Origin of the sequence: Rhodococcus tukisamuensis NBRC 100609 (assembly GCF_001894985.1) — a bacterium.
Classification (GTDB): Bacteria; Actinomycetota; Actinomycetes; order Mycobacteriales; family Mycobacteriaceae; genus Rhodococcus_G; species Rhodococcus_G tukisamuensis.
In genome coordinates, this window is the sequence record NZ_BCXG01000007.1 from 112,384 (window position 1) to 136,421 (window position 24,038).

The window sequence follows — 24,038 nt, forward strand, 5'->3', positions numbered from 1 at the left end:
GCAGACCGCCGCGCACGCTTCGCCGAGCAGGTGAGTCACGCGCGCTCAGCACCGGGCCAAGACTGTGACCGACGCCCCGGCGGTGAGCAAGTACGTCTCGTCGTGGATGTTCACCCGCACGGGTGCCGCGGCACTGGGGCTTGTCGAGACGGTCACGGTGGTGTGGTCGCATCGCACGTGCAGCCAGTGGTCGCGATACCTGATGTCGAACTCCAGTGCGCTCAACTCGGCAGGCAGTTGGGGATGCAGCCACAAGGTGTCGCCGCGTACGTCGAGACCTGAGTAGCACCGTTGGAGAATGTCGACACTGCCGGCCATCGCGCCGAGGTGGATTCCCTCGCGGGTCGTATCGTGCGCGCTGTCTCCCAGGTCGGAGTCGAGCGACTCACGCAACATCTGCCACGACTCCCTGCGGTTGCCGCGGGCCAGGACCCACGCGTGACTGACCCTGCTCAGGGTGGACCCGTGTGAGGTCCGCGCCAGGTAGTACTCGACGATGTCGGGGATGGATGCCGGGTCGAACTCGTACCCGAGGCGGGTGACGAGACCGGTGAGCTCCTCGGCGGTGAAGAGGTAGAGCAGCATCAGCACGTCGGCCTGTTTCGAGACCTTGTACCTGTTGCACGAGTCGCCCTCGGCTTCCAGGAGCAGGTCGAGCCTGCCGATGCTCCCGTACCGTGCCCGGTAGTCGTCAAGGTCCAGTTCGTCGAGATCGCCGTATCCCCTGAACTGGCTGAGGATTCCGTTGTCGAGGAACTCCAGCCGCAGACGCCGGCTCAGATGCTCCCATTCGCCCCGCTCGGCGGCCGTGACGCCCAGCTTCGGCCACAGCCCGAGGTCCTCGCCAAGTATTCGACTGGTGTCGAGCACCCGTGCCAGCGACCACGCGGTCATGACATTGACGTAGGTGTTGTTGTCGATTCCACGCCCGGGGAGGTCGGGATAGCCGTCGTGGAACTCGTCGGGCCCCATCACGCCGCACAGGTCGTACCGGTCCGCGTCCGCGTCGTAGGTGGCCAGACTCGACCAGAATCGGGCGTTCTCGACCAGCAGTTCGGCGCCGAAGGTAGCGAGAAAACCGAAGTCCGCAGTGACCTCCCAGTAGTGCCAGACATTGTATGCAACAGCGAGATTGACGTGGAACTGTCGGGCGGAGTTGTCCGGCATCCAGCGACCGGAATGTCGATTGAAGAATGCGGGAGGAGTCTCGTCTCGGCCGTCGCTCCCGCTCTGCCACGGGAAGGCAGCCCCTCGTCGTCCGAAGGTCTGCGCCCTGCGCCTTGCCTGGCCCAGCCGCCGAAAGCGGTACTCCAGCAAGGCTCTGGCCAACTCGGGTAGACGAAGTGTCAGGAAGGGCAGGACGAAGATATCGTCCCAGAAGACGTGCCCTCGGTAGGCCTCGCCGTGCAGACCTCGCGCGGGCACCCCGACATCAAGGTCCGCAGTGTGCGGTGACAGCGTCTGCAGCACGTGAAATGTCTGGACGTTCGCGGCGAGTCGTAGCTCGGTGTCGGCGTCGAAGACGACTTCGCAACGGCGCCAGAGGTTGTGCCATGTCGCTTCGCTCGCGGCCAGCAACTGGGCGAACTCCGGGGCATCCGCTGCAGCTTGTCGGGCCGCGAGCACCGGTTCCGAGATCGCATGGTCACGCGAGGTGTAGGTCGCCACGATCTTCTCGATCAGGACCTGGGCCGACACGGCGACCGCGAAGGTGAGTTCGTGACGAACGGCCTCAGCTTCCGTGACTGTCGTCCGGTCCACCTCGATCTCGCCACCGTCGGCAAGCCGGATCGAGGTCCTCGCCGCCTGCGCCACCCGCACCCGCGACTGATTCGTCTCGACCCTGAGCCAGATCTCTCCTCCCCCTACCGTCCCGGTCGCCGGTGCCGTGAGATGTCGGCCCTCCAGACCATCGAACTCCGCGACATTCGAGTTGCGGACCCCGCCGTCGAGTCCGCTCCGGACGGTCATCCGCCCGGACCAGTTCTCGGCGACGAGTACTGTTTCGAGCCCAGCGAGATGCGGCGAGTTCATCGACACGACCCGGCGTTGCCGGATCCGGGTGCGGCGACCGTCTCCGTCGCGGACCACGCTCTCCCTGATCAGCACCCCACGGCGAAGATCCAACGTCATGTGGTGGTGCAGCAATTCGTGACTGCCCGGGCGCAACCAGGGACCCTCCTCCGCCCGGAACGTGAAGTCCAGCCAGTTCGGCAGGTTCACCATGCTCTCGTCTTCTCGCAGCGCCCCGTCCACGACCGACGACACCCGGTTGTAGCAGCCCGCGAGGTACACCCCGGGGTAGTGCGTTCCGTCTGAGTGTGCCTCCGGCAGGGCACCACGAGTGCCGAGGTACCCGTTCCCGAGGGTGAGCAGTGCCTCCCGTGTCCCCTCCGTCGCCGGATCCGCTCCTCCGTAGGTCAACAGCCACGGCGAGGGCGCCGCCACCGCGCAGACCCGGCAGTCCGGGTCGGGGACGCCGGCCTGCCGGACGGGATCCGAGATCCCGAGGTCCAGGACCTCCAGATCGTCCACCACGACGTCGGCGCCGTTCTCGTCCAGTGCGGAGTTGCGGCGATCACGGTCGATCCCGATCACGAATCCGAACCCGCCGGATCGTGCCGCTCGCACCCCCGCCGACGAATCCTCGACCACGACAGCGTGACGCGGTTCCACGCCGAGCCGTCTGGCCGCCTCGAGGAACATCGCCGGGGCGGGCTTGCCCGGCAACCCCAACCGGTTCGCGTCCACGCCGTCGACGCGGATGTCGAACTCTGCGGTCAGTCCGACCGCGTCGAGCACCTGCCGGGCGTTGCGGCTTGCGCTGACCACGGCGGTGAGGACACCACCCGCGCGGAGCAGTCGCAGTACGTTGACGGTTCCGGCAAAGACCGGCACCTCCTCGGTGACCAGCAGGTGCTGGAACAGCAGGTCCTTGCGAGTCCCCAGTCCGTTGAGGCTCGCCTCGGACGGTGGGTCCGAGGCGCCTCCGCGGGGAAGGTCGACTCCCCGTGACCGCAGGAACGTGGCGACGCCGTCCGTGCGCTCGCGGCCGTCGACGTAGCGGCGGTAGTCGTCGAGGGTGAACGGCGACTGATCGCCGCCGAGACCACTGAGGTAGTCGTCGAACATCCGTTTCCACGCCGCGGCGTGCAGGGACGCAGTGTCCGTGACGACCCCGTCAAGGTCGAACAGCACGGCTGAGAACTCGCGGCCACGGATGATCGTCGTTGCGCGCTGACTGCCTACGAGGGCCATGCGACCCCTCCGCATCCGCGACCCCACACCCGACCTGGCCTCTCCCCATCTTCCCACCCTGTCGTCGAACAGTGTGGGCTCCAAGATTCAGGGCCGCGCGTGCACGATCAGCAACGGGCAGGTGACCGCATGCAACAACGCCCTGCTGGTGGAGCCGAGCAGCAGGCTGGTGAACCCCCCACGGCCCCGGCTCCCCACGACCACCAACTGCGCGGACGCCGAGAACTCGACCAGTGCCTGCACCCCGCGGTCCTGAACCACGACCCTGCGGAGGGCAACTTCCGGGAAGCGCTCGCCGAAGCCCGCCAGGCTTTCCGACAATGCGGCCTCCTCGCGAGTACGAACGGAGGTCCAGTCGAAGGCCCGGTCGCTGCCGAGGAGGTTCGTGACGTTGACGTCCGACCACGCGTGTACCGCAATCAGTTCGACGCCGCGCAGCGACGCCTCGGTGAAGGCTTCCACGACCGCCGGTTCGCTGTTCTTCGTGCCGTCCACACCGACCACGACGGGTCCGCCCACCGCGCCCTCCGGATCCTCCAGTGCGCGGATGACGGCGACCGGACAACGCGCGTGGGCGGCGACCGCGGTGCTGACCGATCCCAGTAGCCCTCCGGTGAACTCCCCGAGGCCACGCGACCCGACCACCAGCATCCGCGCGTCCCGGGAGCGGTCGATCAGCACCAGGCTCGGCTGGCCCGACAACAGCTCGGACTCGATCGTCAGAGGCCGTCCCGACGCCGCTTCGCGTGCGAGGTCGGCGGCGCGTGCGAGCCGGAGCTTTCCTTCCATCTCCTGGTCGTCGAAGTAGGTCGGTGGCATCCCGATCGGAACCCCGTACGTGCCGGCGACGAACACCGTGGCGACCAGCAGCAACGGCGCATCCCTGCGTACCGCGCTCTCTGCCGCCCACCACACGGCGTCGTTCGAGGACTGGGAACCATCGACGCCGACCACGATCGGCGGGTTTGTCAACATGTCGCTCTCCTCGGGTTCGTCAGGCGGGTGCTACGGCCTCGGGCGCCGCGCGATCCTTCGCAGTTCGACCTTTCCCGGGCAGACGGTCGCCGAACAGGGGCGAACGTCCCCAAGAAGTCGGCACTCGTCACCGAATTCGTCCGACCCGCGCATCGGTGTCGGCTGTCGCCGTTCGGCAGGCCGCCCAGCCCGGTCACGATGTGGACCACCGGCCCGTCACGAGGTCAGCGTCCGCTCGTACTTGCGCACCGAGAGCGGTACGAAGATCAGCAGCAGCAGGATGATCCACGCCAACGAGTACAGCGCCGCATGCTGCAACGGCCAGGCGTCGGGGGCCGGCACGGCGGGACTGGTGTTGCCGAACAACTCCCGGGCCGCCTGCGTCACCGAGGACACGGGGTTCCACTCGGCCAGGGTGCGGAGCACGGTGGGGAAATTGTCGGTGGGGACGAAGGTGTTCGCGATGAAGGTGAGCGGGAAGATGACGATGAACGACGCGTTGTTGACCACCTCCGGCGTCTTGACCGAGAGACCCACCAGCGCCATCACCCACGACATCGCGTAGGCGAACAGCAGCAACAGCGCGTACCCGGCGACCGCCTCGAGGAAAGACGAGTGGATCCGCCAGCCCACGATCAGCCCGGTGATCGACATGATGACCACCGTGAGCACGTTCGTGCCCACGTCGGCGGCGGTCCGGCCGATCACCACCGCCGAGCGCGCCATCGGCAGCGACCTGAACCTGTCCATCACCCCCTTCTGCAGGTCCTCGGCGAGGCTCACGCCGGTGATCGTCGCGCCGAAGATGACCGTCTGGACGAAGATTCCGGCCATCAGGAACTCTTTGTAGCTGACGCCGGGCACCGCGATCGCGCTGCCGAAGACGTAGGCGAAGAGCAGGACGAACATGATCGGCGACAGGGTCGAGAACACCAGCAGGTCCGGGACCCGTTTGACCTTGATCAGGTTGCGCTTGGCGACGATGACGGAGTCCCGGAAGATCCTCACGACGGCTCACCCGCCTGCTCCTCCACCACGTGCCCGGTGAGGCTGAGGAACACGTCGTCGAGGTTCGGCCTGCGCAGACCGACGTCGAACACCGCCAGGTCCGCTTCCTTGAGTCGGCTCAGGGCCTGCGCGAGGTCGTCGACGCCGCCCGAGACCGGGATGCTGATCCGGCGGGCCTGCGCGTCGGTGGTCGGCGGCTCGATCCCCAGCGACGCCAGCAGCTCGCAGGCCCGCGGCGCCTGGGTGAAGTCCTCCAGCACGAACTCCAGGCGCTCCCCTCCGACTCGGCCCTTGAGCTGGTCCGAGGTGCCGGCGGCGATGATCGAGCCCTTGTCCAGCACGATGATCGAGTCGGCCAACCGGTCGGCCTCCTCGAGGTACTGGGTCGTCAACAGGATCGTCGTCCCGTCCCGGACGAGGTCGGAGATGAAGTCCCACATCCCGATCCGGCTGCGCGGGTCCAGGCCCGTCGTAGGTTCGTCGAGGAACAGCACGCGGGGACGCCCGATGAGACTGGCGGCGATGTCGAGGCGTCGGCGCATGCCGCCCGAGTACTGCTTGACGGTGCGGTCGCGGGCGTCGGTGAGGTCGAACCGGGCGAGGAGCTCGTCCGCGCGTCGTCTCGCCTCGGCCTTGTCCACCCCGAACAGCCGTCCCACCATCTCGAGGTTCTCGAACCCCGTCAGGTACTCGTCGACCGCAGCGAACTGGCCGGTCAGCCCGATCGATGCCCGCACCTCGTCGGCCTGGCTCGCCACGTCCAGTCCGAACACCGACGCCCGCCCCGAGTCGGCCCGCAGGAGGGTGGCCAGTATCCGGACGGCGGTGGTCTTTCCGGCTCCGTTCGGGCCGAGCACCCCGAGGACCGTTCCCTCGGGGACGGTGAAACTGATCCCGTCGAGAGCGAGCGTCTTCCCGTATCGCAGTACGAGGTCCTGGACCTCGACAGCATCCGCCATGCGGCGTCACCCCTCCCGGCCACCGAACGTGAACGCCAGTGTGACCCCGTCGGCGACGTGCCGCCACCGGACGGGGATTCCGCCGGCCGCTGCGGGCTACTTCGCCACGTCCGCGAACGCGGCGTCGTCCTCCTTGCCGAACTGATCCTCGAGCACCTCGGGCGAGTAGTCGACGTCGATCTCGGCGACGGGCCGGCCGCGGGCCGACTCGATGGCCCCGAGACGGCGCTGGGCGCGGTCCGCGGCATAGGTGACGAACTCCGCGGGGTCGAGGCCGAACGGCTGTACCTCGAACTGCTCGTTGACCCAGTTGATCATCCCCAGCGCCAACGGCATCAGCTCGCCCATCCGATGCTGCACGACGCCCCAGTTGGCGTCGTCGGCCGCCACGTGCCGACGGCAGGTGAACGTCCCCCACGCCATGTGCCTGCGCTCGTCGTTGCCGATCAGCCGGATCAGCTCCTGCATGCCCGGCAGGATGTCCCACTCGGTGCAGACCTTCTGCCAGGCGTAGTAGCCGGTCAGCGCGAGGCTGCCCTCGATCACGTGGTTGTAGGTGACGCTGGCGCGCACCTGGTTCGCCGGGCTCGGGTCCGTCTCGAGCAGTCGCAACGAGCCGGGCAGCTCCTCGTAGAACAGCTCGCGGTAGAAGGGGTTCTCCGCGACGAACGGGTGCAGGTCCCCGTCCAGCCCCACCGCGTCCATCCAGTGCCGGAAGATGGAGAGGTGCTTGGCTTCTTCGAAGCAGAACTGGGTCAGGTACATCTCGTCGCCGAGCCGGCCCTCCGTGGACATCGCCCGCATGAACGGCTGGATGTCCTCGGTGACGGCCTCCTCGCCGGCGATGAACTGGGTGCACAGGTAGGTGGCGCTACGCTGCTGCTCGCTGGTCAGCCCCGCCCAGTCCTGCGCGTCCCGGCTGAAGTCGACGGACCGCGGATCCCAGAAGTGTGCGTTGCCCTTGTCGAAGAGCCGCAGCGGGAACGACTCCCAGTTCAGGCCGCCCGCGCGGATCGATCCGAATCCCTGCCTGAGCACTGGTGAAGTAGTCATGGCCGCGCTTCCCGGAAGGTGTGGCGGACACCCGGTCAAGTGTCCTGGGTCACACCCATGCTTGACAAGCCTCCGGGTCTTGTCAAGGACCCGGCGGCCTCACGCGTCGAGGACCGTCAGACCGTGCGGCCGCAGGTTCATCGACTCCCCGCAGTCGGCCGTCACCACCATGATTCCGATCGACAACCTCGGTCCGTGCAACGGGCCGATCCACGTCTACTTCGAGACCGATCCCGCGCGGCCGGGGAACCTCGCGGTCATCCTCACTCCCCGCGGCAGCTTCGGCACGAGCCCCGCCTGCGGGACCACGGTCCAGGCCGACTGGATCAATGGCATCGCACCGTTCACGCACACCCTGCGGGTGCCGGTCGACCGCGGGCAGACCCGGATCGACGTTCCCGCCGGCGCCGGGGTCAACATGGTTGTGATCTCGACGCTCCCCCACCGGTCCCTGGCGGTCTCGAGCTACGTGTGGGTCGCTCCGTTGTGACTCGCGGCGATAGATGGCGGAGTTCTCACGTCGTCAGGTGGCGCCAACGACGAGGGTGCTGCGGGCGGCCCCAATCGGGGTTGGTTACGGGCAGCGCCCGCCGAAGTCGCATCCGAGGGCGGGACTGCTGGTGATCACTAGCTTCTCGGTCAGGGGACCGTCCAGGCGCCGGCGCCGGGCAGGAGTGTCAGTGCATAGCCCACGGCGCCCGGCGTGACGGTGGCGACCACCGGTCCGGACCCGGTGTGGACCTCGACGCTCGGCCATTCGCCGCGCACGGTGCCGGCTGTGCCGGTCGAGAGATTGCGCCAGTGGACCGTGTAGAGGGTCCCGGTGAATCGGGTGATGCCCGGCATTGCCGGGTCGGTGCTGGCCGTCACGTAGTCGATGTCGCCGGTGGGGAGGTTGGTCGTGGTGTGCCCGATCCACACCACGGGGATAGGGAAGACGGTGTCGGTCGGCGCGGCGGCGGCCGGCTGTGCCGCGGCGAGCAGCGCTAATCCAGCTCCGGCGACGATGGATGCTCGGCGTAGACGGTGACGTTGTCTCATCGACGGACCTCCCTGCCTGGTGGTCAGCTCCCGGTCGTGAGCACCGGTGCCGGCCGAAGGTTGCTGTCAGCCTACGTCCGCGACGGGTCGCCCCGATCATGAATCATCTGGTCGGGTCGCCCGTCCTGAAATCCTTCGTTTCCCGGACACGAATCGGGCTGGCCGACTGGAGGATGCCCGAACTGATAGCCAGGGCACGTACATCCAAGGAGAATCATTTGATGGAAACCTTCCTTTTCGGTGCGATCGCAATCACGGTGCTGGTCGGCCTGGACCAGGTAGGACTGTGGGCCGAGCGAAAAGGGTGGGTGTACTGGCGCAAGGGCAAACGTGGGGATGCGGGCGGCGGCATGTTGGGGGTCATGGACGAACTCCTCTCGCCCGCGAAGAGCCACACTCTCGAGGAGATTGCCAACAAGCAGCACGGTCGAGTCGACGTAACCGTTGGAGACGGCGGATGGGTCGATCTCGATGGTGGTCGAGCGCACTTGCCGGCGGTTGGTCGGCAGTAGAAGGCTCCAGGTGCGTGGACGCTGCAAACTGCGGGTGTCTCCGTTCGCAACTTTCGACAGTCCATCAATCGGTCGATTCCGCGACACCCCGCGCCACGCTTCGGCTCGCGCCGTGCGCCAGCGGCGCCGGCGAGAGCCCCTGCCCAAGAATCGAACCAGATGGGATCGCTACCGTGCCACAATCAGCCGTCTCGACCCCATCGTCGCTCGGAGCTCCAGCATGCACCCGTTTTGGACCGTCGTCCTCGTCCTCATCGGCTTGGTCGCTGCGTTGGTGATCTACGTTCGGGTCTTCGACGAATGGGACAAGCGAAGGAAGGCCCGAAGGATCCGCGACCGGAACGAGCGGCTGCTCGCCGAACAGAAGGCCGATCGGGAGAACCGTGCGTTCCTGGCCGGGCACGGTTCAGGCATCTACGGCGACTTTGTGCCAATTGACCCGGAGACGGGCGATCCGATGAAGGTGACGCGGCCCGATCGGACCAGGCTCACATCCGACAAGTTCAAGTCGCAGCACCGGCCACCTGGCGACCCTGCTGCATAGCCGGGCGGAAAGAATCAGCCGATGACCTTGGTCGGGGTACTGCTGCTCATCATCGGCACCGTGGGAACTATCGGCTCCATCCTGTTCGGAGCCTTGGCCGTCGGCCAATGGGCGGGGGCTATCGCAGTGTTGTTCGTGATGGTCGGGGTGACAGGTGTACTCCTCATCAAGCCGCAACGCTGACTTCAGCCTCTTCTCCCAACGAATCCCGAACTGCCGCAACCGATACAGGCCGCCATCCGAGGCGTCCATCAAAAGACCGTTTTCCGGACGAGAATCTGGATGGTGAGGTCGAGGAGTGTGACTCACGGCGCTATGTGGCGGTCGGGAAGGCGGGACCGGATACTCGGACTGTGACCGACGTGATCATTCGGCAAGCCATGCCTGACGACGACCTCGCAGACCTTCCTGCGATGCAGATCGCGGCGGGCGCCCTCTTTCGAGAACTGGGAATGGATCTGGTCGCCGACGGCCCTACGCCCGTATTACCAGAGTTCGAAGCTGCCAGGACAAGTGGACACCTCATCGTCGCAGTCTCCTGCGAGGGTGGCCTTGTCGGATTCGTGCGCACGTGCCCGCTCGACGGCGCGCTACACGTTGAACAGGTGACCGTTGCACCCGACTGGGGTCACCAGGGAATCGGACGCCGGCTCGTGCGCGCCGCCGAACAATGCGCTCTCCATCAGGGATTCACTCGCATGACCCTCACGACCTACCGCGATGTCCCCTTCAACGGTCCCTTCTACGAGCAACTCGACTGGAAGGCACTCGACGACGAGGACCTGACGCATGGCCTTGTGACTGAACGGCGAGGGGAAGCGGCTGCCGGACTTGACCAGTGGCCTCGGATCGCCATGGGTATATCTCTACTCTGACCAGAGAATCCTCCGGCTCAGCGATCGACGTACCGGACAGCTCTGACCTCTGAGCGGTCACGATTTCCGCCGCGCCGCCGGGCGCTCAGGCCGGCGGGCCGCGGTGAGAGGCTGCTACTCAGCGTTGGACGACACAGAACTCATTTCCCAGGGGATCAGCCAGTACCGCTGTGCGATACCCGCCGTCGTCGTTGTGCTCTTCCAGTGTTCGCGCACCGAGGCCAGCTAGTCGCGAGACCTCTGAGTCGAGGTCATCGACGAAGAGGTCCAGGTGAGCCCGGTTCTTGACATCTTTCGGCTCCTTCACGCTTTGCAGCGTGAGGTGATGCAAACCTCCGCCCGGCGAAACAAGCCCATGGAACTGCGCACCGTCTGCGTACGGGACGGGTTCGTCGTAGCCAAGAGCGGCTTTCCAGAAGATCGCCGCGGTCTTCACGTCGACGCAATCGAGCGTCATTCCAACAGTCTGATTCACAACAACCTGGTTCCTGATCGATGTTCGGTTGCTTAACGGCGTTAAGTGTATCCTGTGCAGGATGACGAAGGAACCCAGGCGTGATCGGCAGCGTCGAGAACTCAAGCAGGACATTGTCGCCGAAGCGCGCCGGCGACTCGAGGAAGGTGGGCCGACTGCGGTAACCCTTCGCGGGATCGCGCGCGAGGTGGGGGTCAGTGCGCCCGCGCTCTACACCTACTTTCCCAGTCTCGCCGAGCTGTTTACCGAGTTGATCGTGCAGAGCTACAAATCACTCGAAGCCCACATCGCTGCTGCATTCGGTGCATCGGCAGGTTTGGCTCTCGAACAGCGCCTCGCCGCCGGGCCACTTGCCTACCGGTCCTGGGCGATCGAACATCGCCGACAGTTCAATCTCATCTTCTTCGACCAGATCGACGGGTATGCCGCACCACCAGGTGGGTCCACCGTGTCCGCACAAACGGACGTGCTGCAACCAATCGCCGCCCAATACGCCGAGGCCCGAGGATGCACGATCAGTCAGCTGCTGGCCGACGACGATCTCCTCGATGACTTTCTCGCCTGGTGGGGAGCGTTCCACGGCATTGTCGCCCTCGAGGTCAACCATCATCTTGACTGGCGCGAACCAGAAGCAATCTTCCGGCGTCACATCTATGCCAGCATCCGAGAACTCCTCGCAACAGATGAGACAACCCGCCGGTGACTGCGGCGGGCTTGCTTGACGCCACCTGACGACGCGAGAACCCCGCCACATATCGCCGCGAGTGACAACCGATGCCGGCCGCGATCCGGGGCGTCCATCAATCGGCCGTTTCCCGGGCACGAATCGGACTGGGCGGCTGAGGAGGCGCGAGCTGGGCGCGGACTTGTCCCAAAAACCCGTCTCAATCGGTTGTCCGGAAACTCGTCCTTTCGATGAGTTCTGAGACACTCTCGCGCGTGAGCACACTGTGGGTGTGACTCACGGCTATAAATGGCGGTGTTCTCGCGCCGTCAGATGGCGGTGTCAGTTCAACCAGAATTGCGCCCGCTGACGCCGCGCGGGTCGAGGCAGTCCTGTAGGACGGTCGTCGAACAGGACTGCTGGTTCGCCCCCTTCGAAGACGACAGCGCCCGCCACCCAAACCGAGGCTTTCGACACGGACCGGCTATTCCACCAGCTCAAGAACACACCGGACGGTGCCGCCCCCAATGGCCGGCAGATCAGTGCACGCTCAACCGCATCACCTTGGTGAGCTGCTTCCACTTGTAGGTTCCCCGAAGGTCGCCCATTGACCCTGCCGATAGGCTCGATCGGTCGGGACTTCACCCACCCCGGAGGTTGTGGTGACGCCGGAGACGAATTCGCAGTTCCATGGCACCTGAATTACCGACTGCTCCCTAAGGATGGCGGATCGCGCTGTGGTCGATCCTCGGATGCCACCTCGGCGGACACTGCCCCTGTAAGGAGGTAATTGAAATGGACTTCGCACCCATTTGGTGGACGCTGTGGTTCCTACCCGAACCCGCTCGAATCTGGCTCATGCGCAACGTTCCGTGCGAGCTGGGCGGGTACTGCAACTACTGAAAAAGTGCCGGGCCCCGACTGTTCTTGGAGGTCGCCATGCTCGACTTCGTTCGCCGATCGGTCGCCTGCGCGGCCGTCGTGGCCGGTTCGGTTCTGGCGCCGGCGGCCGTCGCCTCCGCCGCGGTCACCGTTCCGTTCCAGATCAACCCGGCGCCGTTCGGAAACCCGTACGGCAGCCTCGACGTTCCCTCGATCCGCTGCGTGGCCGTGGTCGGCGAACAGCCCGGGACGGTGACGATCACCGGACCGAAGGAAGGCTGGTGGAAGTGCGTACTCCCGGGCGAAGTGCACTGGCTGAACCTGTCGAGCGGAGCCTCGGGCTCCGCCCGGATGTCGGCCGGAGTGGACGGATACCCGGCAGCGGTCCTGTCGACCGGGACCGGGCAGGTCGTCGTCGCCGCCACTTCGGACGCCGGCCCGTACACACCGGGCGTCGTAACCGTCTACGTTCCGTAGGCGACGGCCCCGCTGCCCGGGGAGGGCGCGCGGGTCTCCCGCCAGCCAGTTCACGGCGAGACTGGATCTGCTCAGGAGACGCCACGGGTCAGTCGGCCAGGCCGTCGACACGGCGTCGTAGTCCTCGTCGTCGAGGAGTCCCTCGCCGAGGGCTCGCCCGACCTGGTTGTTGAAACCGCCCTCGGTGATCGGCGGTGCGTCGTTGGCGTACGGGAAGGGGCTCGGATCGCCTGGCTTCTCGTAGGTCCACTCGATCAACTCGCGCCGCAGCGTCGCGCGGTCGATCTCCCCCGCGGTGTACCGGGCGGCGATCTCGTACGCGGTGCCTCCGTGCGTGCCGGGTCGGACGTCGGGGGCGTCGACGCGTGCTCGCTCGAGGAGGTCGCTGATGGTCGGCTGGCTCACATCCGCGATCCGAGCAAGGTCGGTCTGCGTCAGCCCCGACTCGTAGAGCTGTCGCAGGTGCCGCCAGGTAGTTGATCCGGGCCACCTTCTCGCGTGTCTTGTGCCAGCCTGCGGTAGAGCTGCTGCTGCTCGGGGTCGAGATCCATGATGGTCGCCATCTTCTCCCCGCTTTTCTCTATAAGCAATCCTGTACACACAGGTGAAAAGGGGCAAGGGGTCCGATCCACTCGGGGCGACAAGGTGCCCCCGACGACGAGCGCTGTCAAGGATCGCGGCAGGTGTCGGACCGTGCTACCCGCCGAGGACCGTCAGACCGTGCGGCCGCAGGTTCATCGACTCGCAGCCGTCGGCCGTCACCACCACGATGTCCTCGATCCGCGCGCCCCACCGGCCGCGGAAGTAGATGCCCGGCTCGATGCTGAACGCCATGCCCTCGGCGAGCTCGATCCTGTTGCCCGCCACGATGTACGGCTCCTCGTGCACCGACAGGCCGATGCCGTGGCCGGTGCGGTGCACGAAGACCTCCGCGAGCCCGGCGGCGGCGAGCACGTCGCGGGCGGCCGCGTCGACCGACTCCGCGGTGACCCCCGGCCGGACCGCGTCGACCGCGGCGCGCTGGGCCCGCTCGAGCACGGCGAACTGTTCCGCGATCTCCGGGCTGGGCTCGCCCAGGCTGTAGGTGCGGGTGGAGTCGGAGTTGTAGCCCGGCTCCACCGGGCCGCCGATGTCGATCACCACGATGTCACCGGACTCGATCACCCGGTCCGACACCTCGTGGTGCGGGTCGGCGCCGTGCGGACCGGACCCGACGATGATGAACTCGGCGCCGGTGTGGCCCTCCTCGACGATCGCGACGGCGATGTCCGCGGCCACCTCGGCCTCGGTGCGACCGGCCCGCAGCCACTGCCCCATCCGCGCGTGCACCCGGTCGATCGCCGCGCCCGCTCGGCGCAGTGCCTCGATCTCGGCCTCGTCCTTGAGCATTCGCAGCTCGCGCAGCACACCGGTGGCCAGCACCGGCGGTGCGCCGAGGGCCGCGGTCAGCGGAATCACGTGCAGGGCCGGCATCGCCTCCGCGACCGCCGTGCGGCTCGGCGTCGGCAGCAGCGACCCGACCAGCGCGTACGGGTCCACGCCGTCCACCCAGTCCCGCACCGACAGGCCCAGTTCCGCGGTCGCCGAGTCGCCGAGCGCGGCGAGCTCCAGGCGCGGGACCACCACCGACGCGGCACTCCCGTCGGCCGGCACCACCAGGCAGGTGAGCCGCTCGAACGAGTCGGCCCGCGAGCCCAGCAGGTACCGCAGGTCCGGACCCGGGGTGATGAGCAGCGCGTCGAGCCCGGCGGCCGCGGTGAGTTCGGCGGCGCGCCGCAGGCGCTCGCCGTAGACGGCGGTCGGGAAACGTCCGGTCGAGGAGCTCTGTGCACTCATGACACTGAGGCTAGCGATGTTTGGCAGGATGAGCGGCATGACTGGCCCCCTGCTTCTCCTCGACGGCGCAAGCCTGTGGTTCCGCGCGTATTACGCACTGCCCGAATCGTTCACGGCGAAGGACGGCCGGCCGGTCAACGCGGTGCGCGGGTTCACCGACATGGTCGCCTCGCTGGTCACCCGGCACCAGCCGTCCCGGCTCGCGGTCTGCCTGGACCTGGACTGGCGCCCGCAGTTCCGGGTGGACGCGGTGCCGTCGTACAAGGCTCACCGCGTGGCCGCCGAACACGAGCAGGGCCCGGACGTCGAGGAGGTGCCGGACACCCTGACCCCGCAGGTCCCGATGATCCTCGACGTGCTGGCGGCGGCGGGGATCGCCACCGCGGGCGCACCGGGGTGCGAGGCCGACGACGTCCTCGGCACGCTCGCCGCCCGCGAACGCGAGGACACCGTGGTCGTGGTGAGCGGCGACCGGGACCTGCTGCAGGTGGTCGCCGACGAGCCGGTGCCGGTGCGAGTGCTCTACGTGGGCCGCGGGCTGGCCAAGGCCGAACTGTTCGGCCCCGCCGAGGTCGCCGAGAAGTACGGGGTCCCGGCCGAGCGTCCCGGCCCCGGCTACGCGGAACTGGCCCTGCTGCGCGGCGACCCGTCCGACGGACTGCCCGGTGTCAAGGGTGTCGGCGAGAAGACCGCGTCCGCGCTACTGCTCGAGTACGGCTCCGTGGCAGCCCTTCGGGACGCGGTGGCGGACCCGGAGTCCGGTCTGGCCAAGGGAATTCGGGCGAAACTGACGGCCGCGGCGGACTACCTTGACGCGGCGCTGCCGGTGGTGCAGGTGCTCACCGACGCTGACGTGACACTGTCGCGGCCGGACCTGCTGCCGGCCGCGCCGGTGGATCCGGACCGGCTGGCCGAACTGGCCGCCGACCTCGCGATCGAGACGTCCGTCGGCCGACTGGTCAAGGCGATGGCGGCCCCGCGTCAAGCGTGACCGTCGACCCGGGGCCGGTCACGGCGTGGTCGGCCGCCCCACCTCGTAGGTGCCCTCGTCGTCGGTGAAGGTGACGGTGACCTGCTGCGGGTTCCCCTTCACGGTGAGGGTGCAGGTGAAGGTGGCGTCCTTGACGACCTTCTGCCCGGAGGGGCAGGCGACGTCGGCCACGTCGGTGGCACCGTACGAGTCCGCCAGCACCTGGGCGACGCCCTGCTCCGCCGCCGCCCGGTCCAGGGTGGTGCCCCGGGTGCCGAGCACCGCGGCGACGACACCGCCGGCGAGCAGGAGGGCGACGATGCCGATGCCCACCCACTTCGACACCGTGGACTTGGCCGGGCCGTGCTCGGGCGGCGCCGTCGGGTACGGGGGCTGACCTGGGTACTGACCGGGCGGGAAGTACTGGCCCGGCAGCGGTTGTCCCGGGTACGGCTGCTGCGGAAACTGCGCGTCGGCGTACTGGGGCGCCGCGTACTGGGGCGGTGAGTACTGGGGTTGCGGAACCTGTCCGGTCGGGAACGGCCCGGGCTGCGGGTACTGGCCACCCGGAAATCCCGCAGGCGGGAACTGCTGACCCGGGTACGGCGCGGGCGGAAACTGCTGCTGCCCGGGGAACGGCTGGCCCGGGAACGGCTGCCCGGGAAACGGCTGAACCGGCTGGGACTGCGGGCCCTGAGGCGGCACCTGCCCGCCCCAGGCCTGCTGGCCCCACTGCGGCGGGGCCGGTGTGGGCACGGGCGCCGCGTCCGCCGGCTGAGGCTGTGGTGCGTCGGGGCGCTGCGCCCACTGCCGGTCCTGCGCGGCCTGTCCGTCGGTGCTGCCGACGTCGAACTGATCGTTCATCGTGCCTCCACTCGGGTGCTCGCCCGTCGTCCCTGCTCCCCCGCCGCAACGCGTCGGGCGCGACAACCCCTCGGCGGCCCGATGTTTCGACAGCGCCCGAATCCAATCACATCCGGCACGCTCAGGCCGCGTCGACGGCGACGACACCCCTGCGGATCGCGCCGACCGCCTTCGATGCCGCGGACCGCACCTCGGGGTCGGGCGCGGTCGAGTGCACCTGGTCGAGCAGGTCGATCACCTGCCGGCACCACCGCACGAAGTCGCCCGCCGACAGGGCCTGGCCACGGTCCCCGGCCGCCAGCAGTGCGTCGACGAGCGGTTCGCCGCGTGCCCACTTGTAGACGGCGGTGACGAACCCCAGGTCGGGCTCCCGGGTCAGCGGCAGCCGGTGCCGGACCTCGTCGGCCCGCAGCGCGGACCACAACTGCACAGTCTCGCCGAGCGCATGCCGGATCGGGCCGGTGGGTCCGCGGTCGCCGACGTCCCCGTCCTGACGCGACTCGTAGACCATGCTCGAAACCACCGCGGCGAGTTCGGCCGGACCGAGCCCCTTCCAGGCGCCGTGGCGCAGGCACTCGGCCACCAGCAGGTCGCTCTCCGAGTAGATACGAGCCAGCCGCCGCCCGTTCTCGGTGATGCCGTGACCGGTTGCGCCGGCGGCGCCCAGTTCGCCCTGTTCGATGTAGTCCCGCTCGCCGAGCAGGCCGAGAATCCGGTCGAAGGTGCGCGCCAGCGAGTTGGTGGTCGCGGCGACCTTCTGCCGCAGCGTCTCGGTCTCGCGGGCGAGCTTGTTGTACCGCTCGCCGATCCGGTTCAGCTGCTCACGATCCGGCGAGCTGTGACACGGGTGCGAGCGCAGGGCCCGCCGCAGCGTCGCCAGCTCCCGGTCGCTCGACGCGGGCGAACGCCGCTTGCCGTACCGGCCCGGCGCGACGATGCCGGTGCTGCGCAGCGCGGCGGCGAGGTCGCGGCGGCTGCGGGCGGTGTGGTGGTCGACGAACTTCGGCAGCCGCATGGTGCCGAGCGCTTTCGCGGGCATCGGGAACTCGGCCGCGGAGACCCGGCCGGCCCACTTGTCCTCGGTGAGCACCAACGGCCGGGGGTCGGTCGCGTCGGAGTCGACCTCGAGCACGACGGCGAGTCCGGAGCGTCGTCCGACCGGGATGGCGATGACGTCGCCGCGGCGCAGCGCGGTCAGCGACTCGACCGCGTCCTGCCTGCGATCTGTGCGGCCCTGACGCTCGAGCTGACGCTCGCGGGCGCGCACCCGCTCGCGCAGCTGCGCGTACTCGAAGAACTCGCCGTCGACGCCGCCAAGTTGGTCGGCGAGCTGGGCCAGCGCCGCGTCGTTGCGTTCGACGGTGCGGACCAGTCCGACGACCGAACGGTCGGCCTGGTACTGCGCGAACGACCGCTCCAGCAGCGAGCGGGACTCCCGTGCGCCCATCCGGTCGATCAGGTTGATCGACATGTTGTACGCCGGCCGGAACGAGCTGCGCAGCGGGAACGTCCGGGTGGAGGCCAGGCCGGCCACCTCGGTGGCCTCGATCCCCGGCTGCCAGAGCACCACCGCATGCCCCTCGATGTCGATGCCGCGGCGGCCCGCCCGGCCGGTGAGCTGGGTGTACTCGCCGGGCGTCAGCTCCGCGTGCGTCTCGCCGTTGTACTTGACCAGCCGCTCGAGCACCACTGTGCGGGCCGGCATGTTGATCCCCAGCGCCAGCGTCTCGGTGGCGAACACCGCCCGCACCAGCCCCTTGACGAACAGTTCCTCGACGGCGTGCCGGAACGCGGGCAGCATGCCGGCGTGGTGCCCGGCGATGCCGCGTTCGATGCCCTCGCGCCACTCCCAGTAGCCGAGCACCGCGAGGTCTGCCTTCGGCAGCGCGCCGGTGTGACGGTCGATGATCTCGGCGATCTCGGCGGCCTGCTCCTCGGTGGTCAGCTTCAGCCGGGAGCGCAGGCACTGCGCGACCGCGGCGTCACAGCCGGCGCGACTGAAGATGAAGGTGATGGCGGGCAGCAGGCCGTCCTCGTCGAGCCGGGCGATCACCTCCGGCCGGGCCGGCGGGCGGTAGTTGGTGTTGCCACCGCGACCGCCACGCACCCGGCCCCGCGGCTCCCACGACTCGAGCCGGGCCGCCGCCTCCCGCTGCTTGAGGTGCCGCACCAGTTCGCGGTCCACCACCAGGCGGGCGGCGGGGTCCTGGGCCTGCGCGTCGTTGTCGAACAGGTCGAACATGCGCCGGCCGACCATGATGTGCTGCCAGAGCGGGACCGGCCGCACCTCGTCGACGATCACCTCGGTGTCGCCGCGCACGGTCGCCATCCACGACCCGAACTCCTCGGCGTTGCTTACGGTCGCCGACAGGCTCACCAGGCGCACGTCCTCGGACAGGTGCAGGATCACCTCTTCCCACACGGCGCCGCGGAACCGGTCCGCCAGGTAGTGCACCTCGTCCATCACCACGTGCGAGAGCCCACGCAGCAGGTCGGAGTCCGCGTACAGCATGTTGCGCAGCACCTCGGTGGTCATCACCACCACCGGCGCCTGCGGGTTGATGCTCGAATCACCGGTGAGCAGGCCCACCGACGCCTTGCCGTAGCGCTCCACCAGTTCGGCGTACTTCTGGTTGCTCAGCGCCTTGATCGGGGTGGTGTAGAAGCACTTGCGCCCGGAGGCCAACGCGAGGTGCACGGCGAACTCGCCGACCACGGTCTTGCCCGCGCCGGTCGGTGCGCACACCAGCACCCCGTGACCGGCCTCCAGGGCACGGCACGCCTCGGACTGGAAGCGATCAAGGGAAAATTTCAGCTGCGCCGCGAAGACCTCTAGTTCCACCCCGTCAGGCTGTCACATGTCGGTCGCGGACTGCGACCGACATGTGCGCCGTCACAGGGTGTCGGAGAAGTCGCCGGACGACGGCGCGCTGACCGCGTCCGCCTTGTCGATCGGCGCGGTCTCGCCCAGCGGCGAGGCCTCCTCGTCGTCGAGCTCGCCCCAGCCCTCGGCGGCCTGCCGGCGTGCCTTGCGCTTGTCGTGGACGCGGGCGATCTGTACCGCGAACTCGAAGAGGACGGTGAGCGCCAGCGCCAGCGCCAGCATCGAGAACGGGTCCGAGCCGGGAGTGGCGAACGCCGCGAAGACGAACAGCGCGAAGATCAGCCCCCGACGCCAGGCCTTGAGCTTCTCGTACGGGAGCACCCCGACGAAGTTCAGCGCCACGATGATCAGCGGGATCTCGAAGCTGACGCCGAAGATGATCAGCAGGTTGATGATGAACCCGAAGTACTCGTTGCCGCTGAGCGCGGTCACCTGGACGGTGTCGCCGATGGTGAGCAGGAAGCTCAACGCCTGCGCGACGACCACGTAGGCCAGCACCGCGCCGGTCACGAACAGGGCCGCGCCGGCGGTCACGAAGCCGATCGCGTTGTGGCGTTCCTTGTCGTGCAGACCGGGGGTGATGAAACCCCACAGCTGGTAGAGCCACACCGGGCAGGCCAGCACGATGCCCGCGGCCAGCGCGACCTTGAACCGCAGCATGAACTGGTCGAACGGCCCGGTGGCCAGCAGGCGGCAACTGCCGTCGGGGCTGATCTCGGCGCGACTGGACTCCGGCAGCGAGCAGTACGGGCCGCGCAGCAGGTCGCCCAGGCTCTCGAGTCCGAGGATCTGGTGTCCGTACCAGAAGAAGCCGAAAGCCGTCGTCACCAGCACCGCAAGGAGCGCCAGCAGCAGCCTGGTACGCAACTCGTAGAGGTGTTCGACCAGCGACATGGTGCCGTCGGGATTGACCCTGCGCTTGCTCTGGCGCGGGTCGAAGGGGATTCGCACTGTGGACCCTAGTTCTGGTCAGCCGTCGGCCCGGGACACAGCAGCATCCCGGGCCAGGTCGGGTACGGGACTAGGACGTACGAGGTTCGGTCTGCGGGGTGACCGGCGCCGCCTCGGCCGTCACCGGGGTGACGGCGGGCAACTGCGGGGTCACGGCCGGGGCCGCAGGCGCGGCGGCCGCGGGAGTGCCGTCGTTCTGCATCTCCTTGACCTCGCTCTTGAAGATCCGCAGCGACCGTCCGAGGCCGCGAGCGGCGTCGGGCAGCTTCTTCGAGCCGAACAGGATGACGAGCACCACTGCGACGATGATCCAGTGCGTGGGCTGCAATCCGCCCATTTCTACCTCCAGAGACTTAGTTGGTTCGATGCTACCGGACCGATGGCCCGCGTTCCCGGTCGTGAGTGACCGATTTATCCGGAAGTGGATCCGTCAGCGGACTGAGAATAGGCCGCCAACGCGGCGCTCGCACGGGACCGTACCGCGACCGAGAGCTCCTCGGGGCCCAGTACCCGAACCCCGAGCCCGAAGCCGGCCATCAACCGGGCCATCCACTCCAGCGACCCGTACCGCATCGAGGCCTCGATCGACCCGTCGGCGGCCACCCGCACGTCGGTCATCGGGTAGTAGTCCATCACCCAGGCGTGGTCCGCGGCGACGGCGAGCCGGGCCTGCGGCAGGGTGTCGTCGTCGTGGAACAGGTCCGTCACGTGCGAATCGTCGAGCGCCTCCTGCGGGGGCCGCGCCGGTTCGTCCAGCTCGGTCGCCGCGTCGATCCGGTCGAACCGGAACATCCGGACGCCCTCGGCCTGACGGCACCATGCCTGCAGGTAGCTGTGGTTGTCCATCAGCACGATCCGGACCGGGTCCACCACCCGTCGGGTCACCGCGTCGCGAGAGGCGGAGAAGTAGGTCAGGTCCAGGGCCCGGCCCCGGCCGACCGCGGCGCGGACCGTCGCGGCGATCGGGTCCTCCGGCTCGACGGGCGGCGCGGCGTGGGTACCACCCGCGGCTGTGCCCGCCGCGGACTCGATCTTGGCGATCGCGCCCTGCACGGCCGTCGGGTCCGCGGTGCCGGGCATCTCCACCAGCGAGCGCAGCGCCACCAGCAACGCCGTCGCCTCCGTGGACGTCAGGCGCAACGGACGGTCGATGCCGGCGGAGAAGGTGACCTGGATGCTCTCCTCGGAGAATGACAGGTCGATCAGGTCGCCGGGGCCGTAACCGGGCAGCCCGCACATCCACAGCTGGTTCAGGTCGCTCATCAGCTGGGTGGTGGTCACCCCGAGCTCCGCGGCGGCTTCGGCCGCGCTGATCCCCGGGTTCGCCGCGAAGTACGGGACCATGTTCAGCAGCCGGGACAGCCGTCGCGACAGCTGACTCATCGAGCAGTCTCCATACCCGGGTTCTCCCCCACCCCTGCGGCCGCCCGCAGCTTGTCCATCACGTCCCCACGCAGGTCCGGCGGTGCCAGCACCAGCGCGTCCTCCCCGTATCCGGCGATCAGCCGGGCCACCCAGTCCCAGGACCGGACCGGCACCTCGAGCACCGTCCCATCCCAGTCGCCGACGGTCCGCGTCGACACCGCCCGGCCCAGCCGCCGCAGTTCCTGGGCGCGGCCGTCGCGGACCACCACCGTCGCGGTGCCCGCGACGCCCCCGGTGCCGACGATCCGGTCGACCATCGCCCGCAGGTCGACGCCGGCCGGTTTGTGCACGGCGTTCTCGGGGCCGAACGCGACGACGTCGTCGCCGATCCGGGAGAGCCGGAACGTGCGGGTGGCGTCGCGGTCGACGTCGTGCCCGACGAGGTACCAGCGGCCGTCGTGGGTGACCACACCCCAGGGCTCGACGGTCCGGGTCCGGTAAGGCTCGTTGCGCGCCGGGCGGTGCTCGAAGCGGACGGCGCGTCCGGCGTCCACCGCGGCCAGCAGCTTCTCCAACGCCGGTTCGGAGCCGCGGGTGCGGGCCGGCAGCGCGGTCACCACGGGCGCGGCCGGGTCCTGGTCCACGACCACGCCCGCGGCGCGCAACTTCATCAGCGCGCCCTGTGCGGCGGAGGTCAGCTCCGGCGACTCCCACAGCTGCACCGCAATCGCGACCGCGGCGGCTTCCTCGCTGGTGAGGTCGATGTCGGGCAGTTCGTAGGCGTCGCGGTTGATCCGGTAGCCCTCGACGGTGCCGAAGCGGGAGGCCTGGCCCGTCTCGAGCGGCACGCCCAGGTCACGCAGCTCGTTCTTGTCCCGCTCGAACATCCGACTGAAGGCGTCGTAGTTGGATTCCTCGTCGTACCCGGCGACGAGGTGCCGGATCTTCTCGGCCGTCAGGAACTGCCGGGTCGCGAGCAGGCAGATGACCAGATTCATCAACCGCTCGACTTTGCTGATCGCCACGGGTCAGCAGCCTAGCCACACCACGCTCACATGGAGGCGATCAGGCGCTCGACGCGCTCGTCGACCGACCGGAACGGGTCCTTGCACAGCACGGTCCGCTGAGCCTGGTCGTTGAGCTTGAGGTGCACCCAGTCGACGGTGAAGTCCCGGCCCGCGTCCTGGGCCGCGGAGATGAACTCGCCGCGCAGCTTGGCCCGGGTGGTCTGCGGCGGGGTGTTGACGGCTTCGTCGATCTGCTCGTCCTCGGTGACCCGCTTGGCCAGACCCTTGCGCTGGAGCAGGTCGAAGACGCCGCGCCCCCGCTTGATGTCGTGGTAGGCGAGGTCGAGCTGGGCGATCTTCGGGTCCGACAGTTCCATGCCGTACTTGTCCTGGTACCGCTGGAAGAGCTTGCGCTTGATCACCCAGTCGATCTCGGTGTCGACCTTCGCGAAGTCCTGCGCCTCCACGGCGTCGAGCGCCCGGCCCCACAGGTCCACCACCTGCTCCACGTGCGGGTCGGGTTCGCGGGTGCGCAGGTGCTCGACCGCCCGCGAGTGGTACTCCCGCTGGATGTCGAGGGCGCTGGCCTGCCTGCCGCCGGCGAGCCGAACCGGGCGGCTGCCGGTCAAGTCGTGGCTGACCTCACGGATGGCGCGGATCGGGTTGTCGAGGGCGAAGTCGCGGAAAGTGACGCCGGCCTCGATCATCTCCAGCACCAGCGCCGCCGAGCCGACCTTGAGCATGGTGGTGGTCTCGGACATGTTCGAGTCGCCGACGATGACGTGCAGGCGCCGGTACTTCTCGGCGTCGGCGTGCGGCTCGTCCCGGGTGTTGATGATCGGCCGGGACCGGGTGGTCGCCGAGGAGACCCCTTCCCAGATGTGTTCCGCACGCTGCGAGAGGCAGAAGGTGGCGGACTTCGGGGTCTGCAGCACCTTGCCCGCGCCGCAGATCAGCTGCCGGGTCACCAGGAACGGCAGCAGCACGTCCGAGATCCGGGAGAACTCCCCCGCCCGGACCACCAGGAAGTTCTCGTGGCAGCCGTACGAGTTGCCCGCGGAGTCCGTGTTGTTCTTGAACAGGTAGATGTCGCCGCCGATGCCCTCCTCGGCGAGGCGCTCCTCCGCGTCGACGAGCAGGTCCTCGAGCACACGCTCACCGGCACGGTCGTGGGTGACCAGCTGCCCCAGGTTGTCGCACTCGGCGGTCGCGTACTCGGGGTGCGATCCGACGTCGAGGTAGAGCCGGGCGCCGTTGCGGAGGAACACGTTGGAACTGCGACCCCAGGACACCACCCGGCGGAACAGGTAGCGGGCCACCTCGTCGGGGCTCAGCCTCCTGTGGCCGTGGAAGGTGCAGGTCACACCGAACTCGGTCTCTATGCCCATAATTCGTCGCTGCACACTTCGAGAGTACAACGCGCACAGCCTCGTTGACC

General features: G+C 68.4%; 23 protein-coding genes. 8 read left to right on the forward strand and 15 right to left on the reverse strand.

All coding sequences use genetic code 11. From position 1 onward, the window contains the following. Positions 1-45: 45 nt before the first annotated feature. The 5 genes from RT2_RS10315 to RT2_RS10335 form a co-directional block, all read right to left on the reverse strand. A complete protein-coding gene (locus tag RT2_RS10315; RefSeq protein ID WP_092776000.1) occupies positions 46-3,258 on the reverse strand; it encodes a beta-phosphoglucomutase family hydrolase in 3,213 nt (1,070 codons plus the stop codon). Between the two features lie 87 nt (positions 3,259-3,345). Next, positions 3,346-4,233, reverse strand: coding sequence for a universal stress protein (locus RT2_RS10320; RefSeq protein ID WP_072844702.1), 888 nt, complete (start codon positions 4,231-4,233; stop codon positions 3,346-3,348). Between the two features lie 216 nt (positions 4,234-4,449). Further along, complete coding sequence (locus tag RT2_RS10325; RefSeq protein ID WP_072844703.1) at positions 4,450-5,241, reverse strand: ABC transporter permease; 792 nt, start codon at positions 5,239-5,241, stop codon at positions 4,450-4,452. Next, entirely contained in the window at positions 5,238-6,200 is a 963-nt protein-coding gene (locus tag RT2_RS10330; RefSeq protein WP_072844704.1) for an ATP-binding cassette domain-containing protein, read from the reverse strand. The genes RT2_RS10325 and RT2_RS10330 overlap by 4 nt, the downstream gene beginning before the upstream one ends. A gap of 96 nt (positions 6,201-6,296) precedes the next feature. Continuing rightward, a complete protein-coding gene (locus tag RT2_RS10335; RefSeq protein ID WP_072844705.1) occupies positions 6,297-7,253 on the reverse strand; it encodes a R2-like ligand-binding oxidase in 957 nt (318 codons plus the stop codon). A gap of 169 nt (positions 7,254-7,422) precedes the next feature. On the opposite strand from RT2_RS10335, the gene RT2_RS10340 reads away from it, so the two are divergent. Continuing rightward, complete coding sequence (locus tag RT2_RS10340; protein ID WP_245709261.1) at positions 7,423-7,743, forward strand: hypothetical protein; 321 nt, start codon at positions 7,423-7,425, stop codon at positions 7,741-7,743. A gap of 149 nt (positions 7,744-7,892) precedes the next feature. Here RT2_RS10340 and RT2_RS10345 read toward each other — a convergent pair whose 3' ends face one another. Continuing rightward, on the reverse strand, positions 7,893-8,294 hold the full coding sequence (locus RT2_RS10345) for a hypothetical protein (RefSeq protein WP_072844706.1): 402 nt from the start codon (positions 8,292-8,294) through the stop codon (positions 7,893-7,895). A gap of 98 nt (positions 8,295-8,392) precedes the next feature. Here RT2_RS10345 and RT2_RS10350 point away from each other — a divergent pair, with 98 nt between their 5' ends. The 4 genes from RT2_RS10350 to RT2_RS10360 all read left to right on the forward strand — a co-directional run bounded on the left by RT2_RS10350 (position 8,393) and on the right by RT2_RS10360 (position 10,225). Continuing rightward, complete coding sequence (locus tag RT2_RS10350; protein ID WP_139191178.1) at positions 8,393-8,806, forward strand: hypothetical protein; 414 nt, start codon at positions 8,393-8,395, stop codon at positions 8,804-8,806. Between the two features lie 220 nt (positions 8,807-9,026). Continuing rightward, positions 9,027-9,350 (forward strand): hypothetical protein, encoded by a 324-nt coding sequence (locus tag RT2_RS10355; protein ID WP_072844708.1) that lies wholly within the window; start codon positions 9,027-9,029, stop codon positions 9,348-9,350. A gap of 21 nt (positions 9,351-9,371) precedes the next feature. Then, positions 9,372-9,533, forward strand: coding sequence for a hypothetical protein (locus RT2_RS25840; RefSeq protein ID WP_169888281.1), 162 nt, complete (start codon positions 9,372-9,374; stop codon positions 9,531-9,533). Positions 9,534-9,703: 170 nt separating this feature from the next. Continuing rightward, the gene (locus tag RT2_RS10360; protein WP_169888284.1) at positions 9,704-10,225 is read left to right on the forward strand and encodes a GNAT family N-acetyltransferase; all 522 of its coding nucleotides are present in this window, start codon (positions 9,704-9,706) and stop codon (positions 10,223-10,225) included. 118 nt (positions 10,226-10,343) lie between these two features. Here the strand turns inward: RT2_RS10360 and RT2_RS10365 are convergent, their stop codons facing one another. Continuing rightward, entirely contained in the window at positions 10,344-10,682 is a 339-nt protein-coding gene (locus RT2_RS10365) for a VOC family protein (RefSeq protein WP_072844710.1), read from the reverse strand. Positions 10,683-10,761: 79 nt separating this feature from the next. Here RT2_RS10365 and RT2_RS10370 point away from each other — a divergent pair, with 79 nt between their 5' ends. Both RT2_RS10370 and RT2_RS10375 read left to right on the forward strand, forming a co-directional pair. Continuing rightward, positions 10,762-11,403: a TetR/AcrR family transcriptional regulator gene (locus RT2_RS10370; protein WP_092775998.1), complete on the forward strand. Its 642-nt coding sequence runs from the start codon at positions 10,762-10,764 to the stop codon at positions 11,401-11,403. Positions 11,404-12,303: 900 nt separating this feature from the next. Next, positions 12,304-12,723, forward strand: coding sequence for a hypothetical protein (locus RT2_RS10375; protein WP_072844813.1), 420 nt, complete (start codon positions 12,304-12,306; stop codon positions 12,721-12,723). 696 nt (positions 12,724-13,419) lie between these two features. Here RT2_RS10375 and RT2_RS10380 read toward each other — a convergent pair. Next, entirely contained in the window at positions 13,420-14,559 is a 1,140-nt protein-coding gene (locus tag RT2_RS10380; protein WP_072844814.1) for a M24 family metallopeptidase, read from the reverse strand. A 37-nt stretch (positions 14,560-14,596) separates the two neighbouring features. On the opposite strand from RT2_RS10380, the gene RT2_RS10385 reads away from it, so the two are divergent. After that, entirely contained in the window at positions 14,597-15,550 is a 954-nt protein-coding gene (locus RT2_RS10385) for a 5'-3' exonuclease (RefSeq protein WP_072844815.1), read from the forward strand. 18 nt (positions 15,551-15,568) lie between these two features. Here RT2_RS10385 and RT2_RS10390 read toward each other — a convergent pair whose 3' ends face one another. The 7 genes from RT2_RS10390 to pafA form a co-directional block, all read right to left on the reverse strand. Continuing rightward, entirely contained in the window at positions 15,569-16,393 is an 825-nt protein-coding gene (locus RT2_RS10390) for a DUF4333 domain-containing protein (protein WP_083577294.1), read from the reverse strand. Between the two features lie 121 nt (positions 16,394-16,514). After that, positions 16,515-19,235 carry a DEAD/DEAH box helicase gene (locus RT2_RS10395; RefSeq protein ID WP_072844712.1) on the reverse strand — a complete coding sequence of 907 codons (2,721 nt, stop codon included), beginning with the start codon at positions 19,233-19,235 and terminating at the stop codon, positions 16,515-16,517. Positions 19,236-19,286: 51 nt separating this feature from the next. Then, complete coding sequence (tatC, locus tag RT2_RS10400; protein ID WP_072844713.1) at positions 19,287-20,228, reverse strand: twin-arginine translocase subunit TatC; 942 nt, start codon at positions 20,226-20,228, stop codon at positions 19,287-19,289. Between the two features lie 70 nt (positions 20,229-20,298). Continuing rightward, on the reverse strand, positions 20,299-20,565 hold the full coding sequence (gene tatA, locus RT2_RS10405; RefSeq protein WP_072844714.1) for a Sec-independent protein translocase subunit TatA: 267 nt from the start codon (positions 20,563-20,565) through the stop codon (positions 20,299-20,301). A gap of 74 nt (positions 20,566-20,639) precedes the next feature. Next, entirely contained in the window at positions 20,640-21,611 is a 972-nt protein-coding gene (locus RT2_RS10410) for a helix-turn-helix transcriptional regulator (RefSeq protein ID WP_072844715.1), read from the reverse strand. Next, positions 21,608-22,618, reverse strand: a complete 1,011-nt coding sequence (locus tag RT2_RS10415; protein WP_092775996.1) for a helix-turn-helix transcriptional regulator — start codon at positions 22,616-22,618, stop codon at positions 21,608-21,610. Before RT2_RS10415 ends, RT2_RS10410 begins: the two co-directional genes overlap by 4 nt. A gap of 26 nt (positions 22,619-22,644) precedes the next feature. Further along, positions 22,645-24,003, reverse strand: coding sequence for a Pup--protein ligase (pafA, locus tag RT2_RS10420; RefSeq protein WP_217635593.1), 1,359 nt, complete (start codon positions 24,001-24,003; stop codon positions 22,645-22,647). Positions 24,004-24,038: the final 35 nt, after the last annotated feature.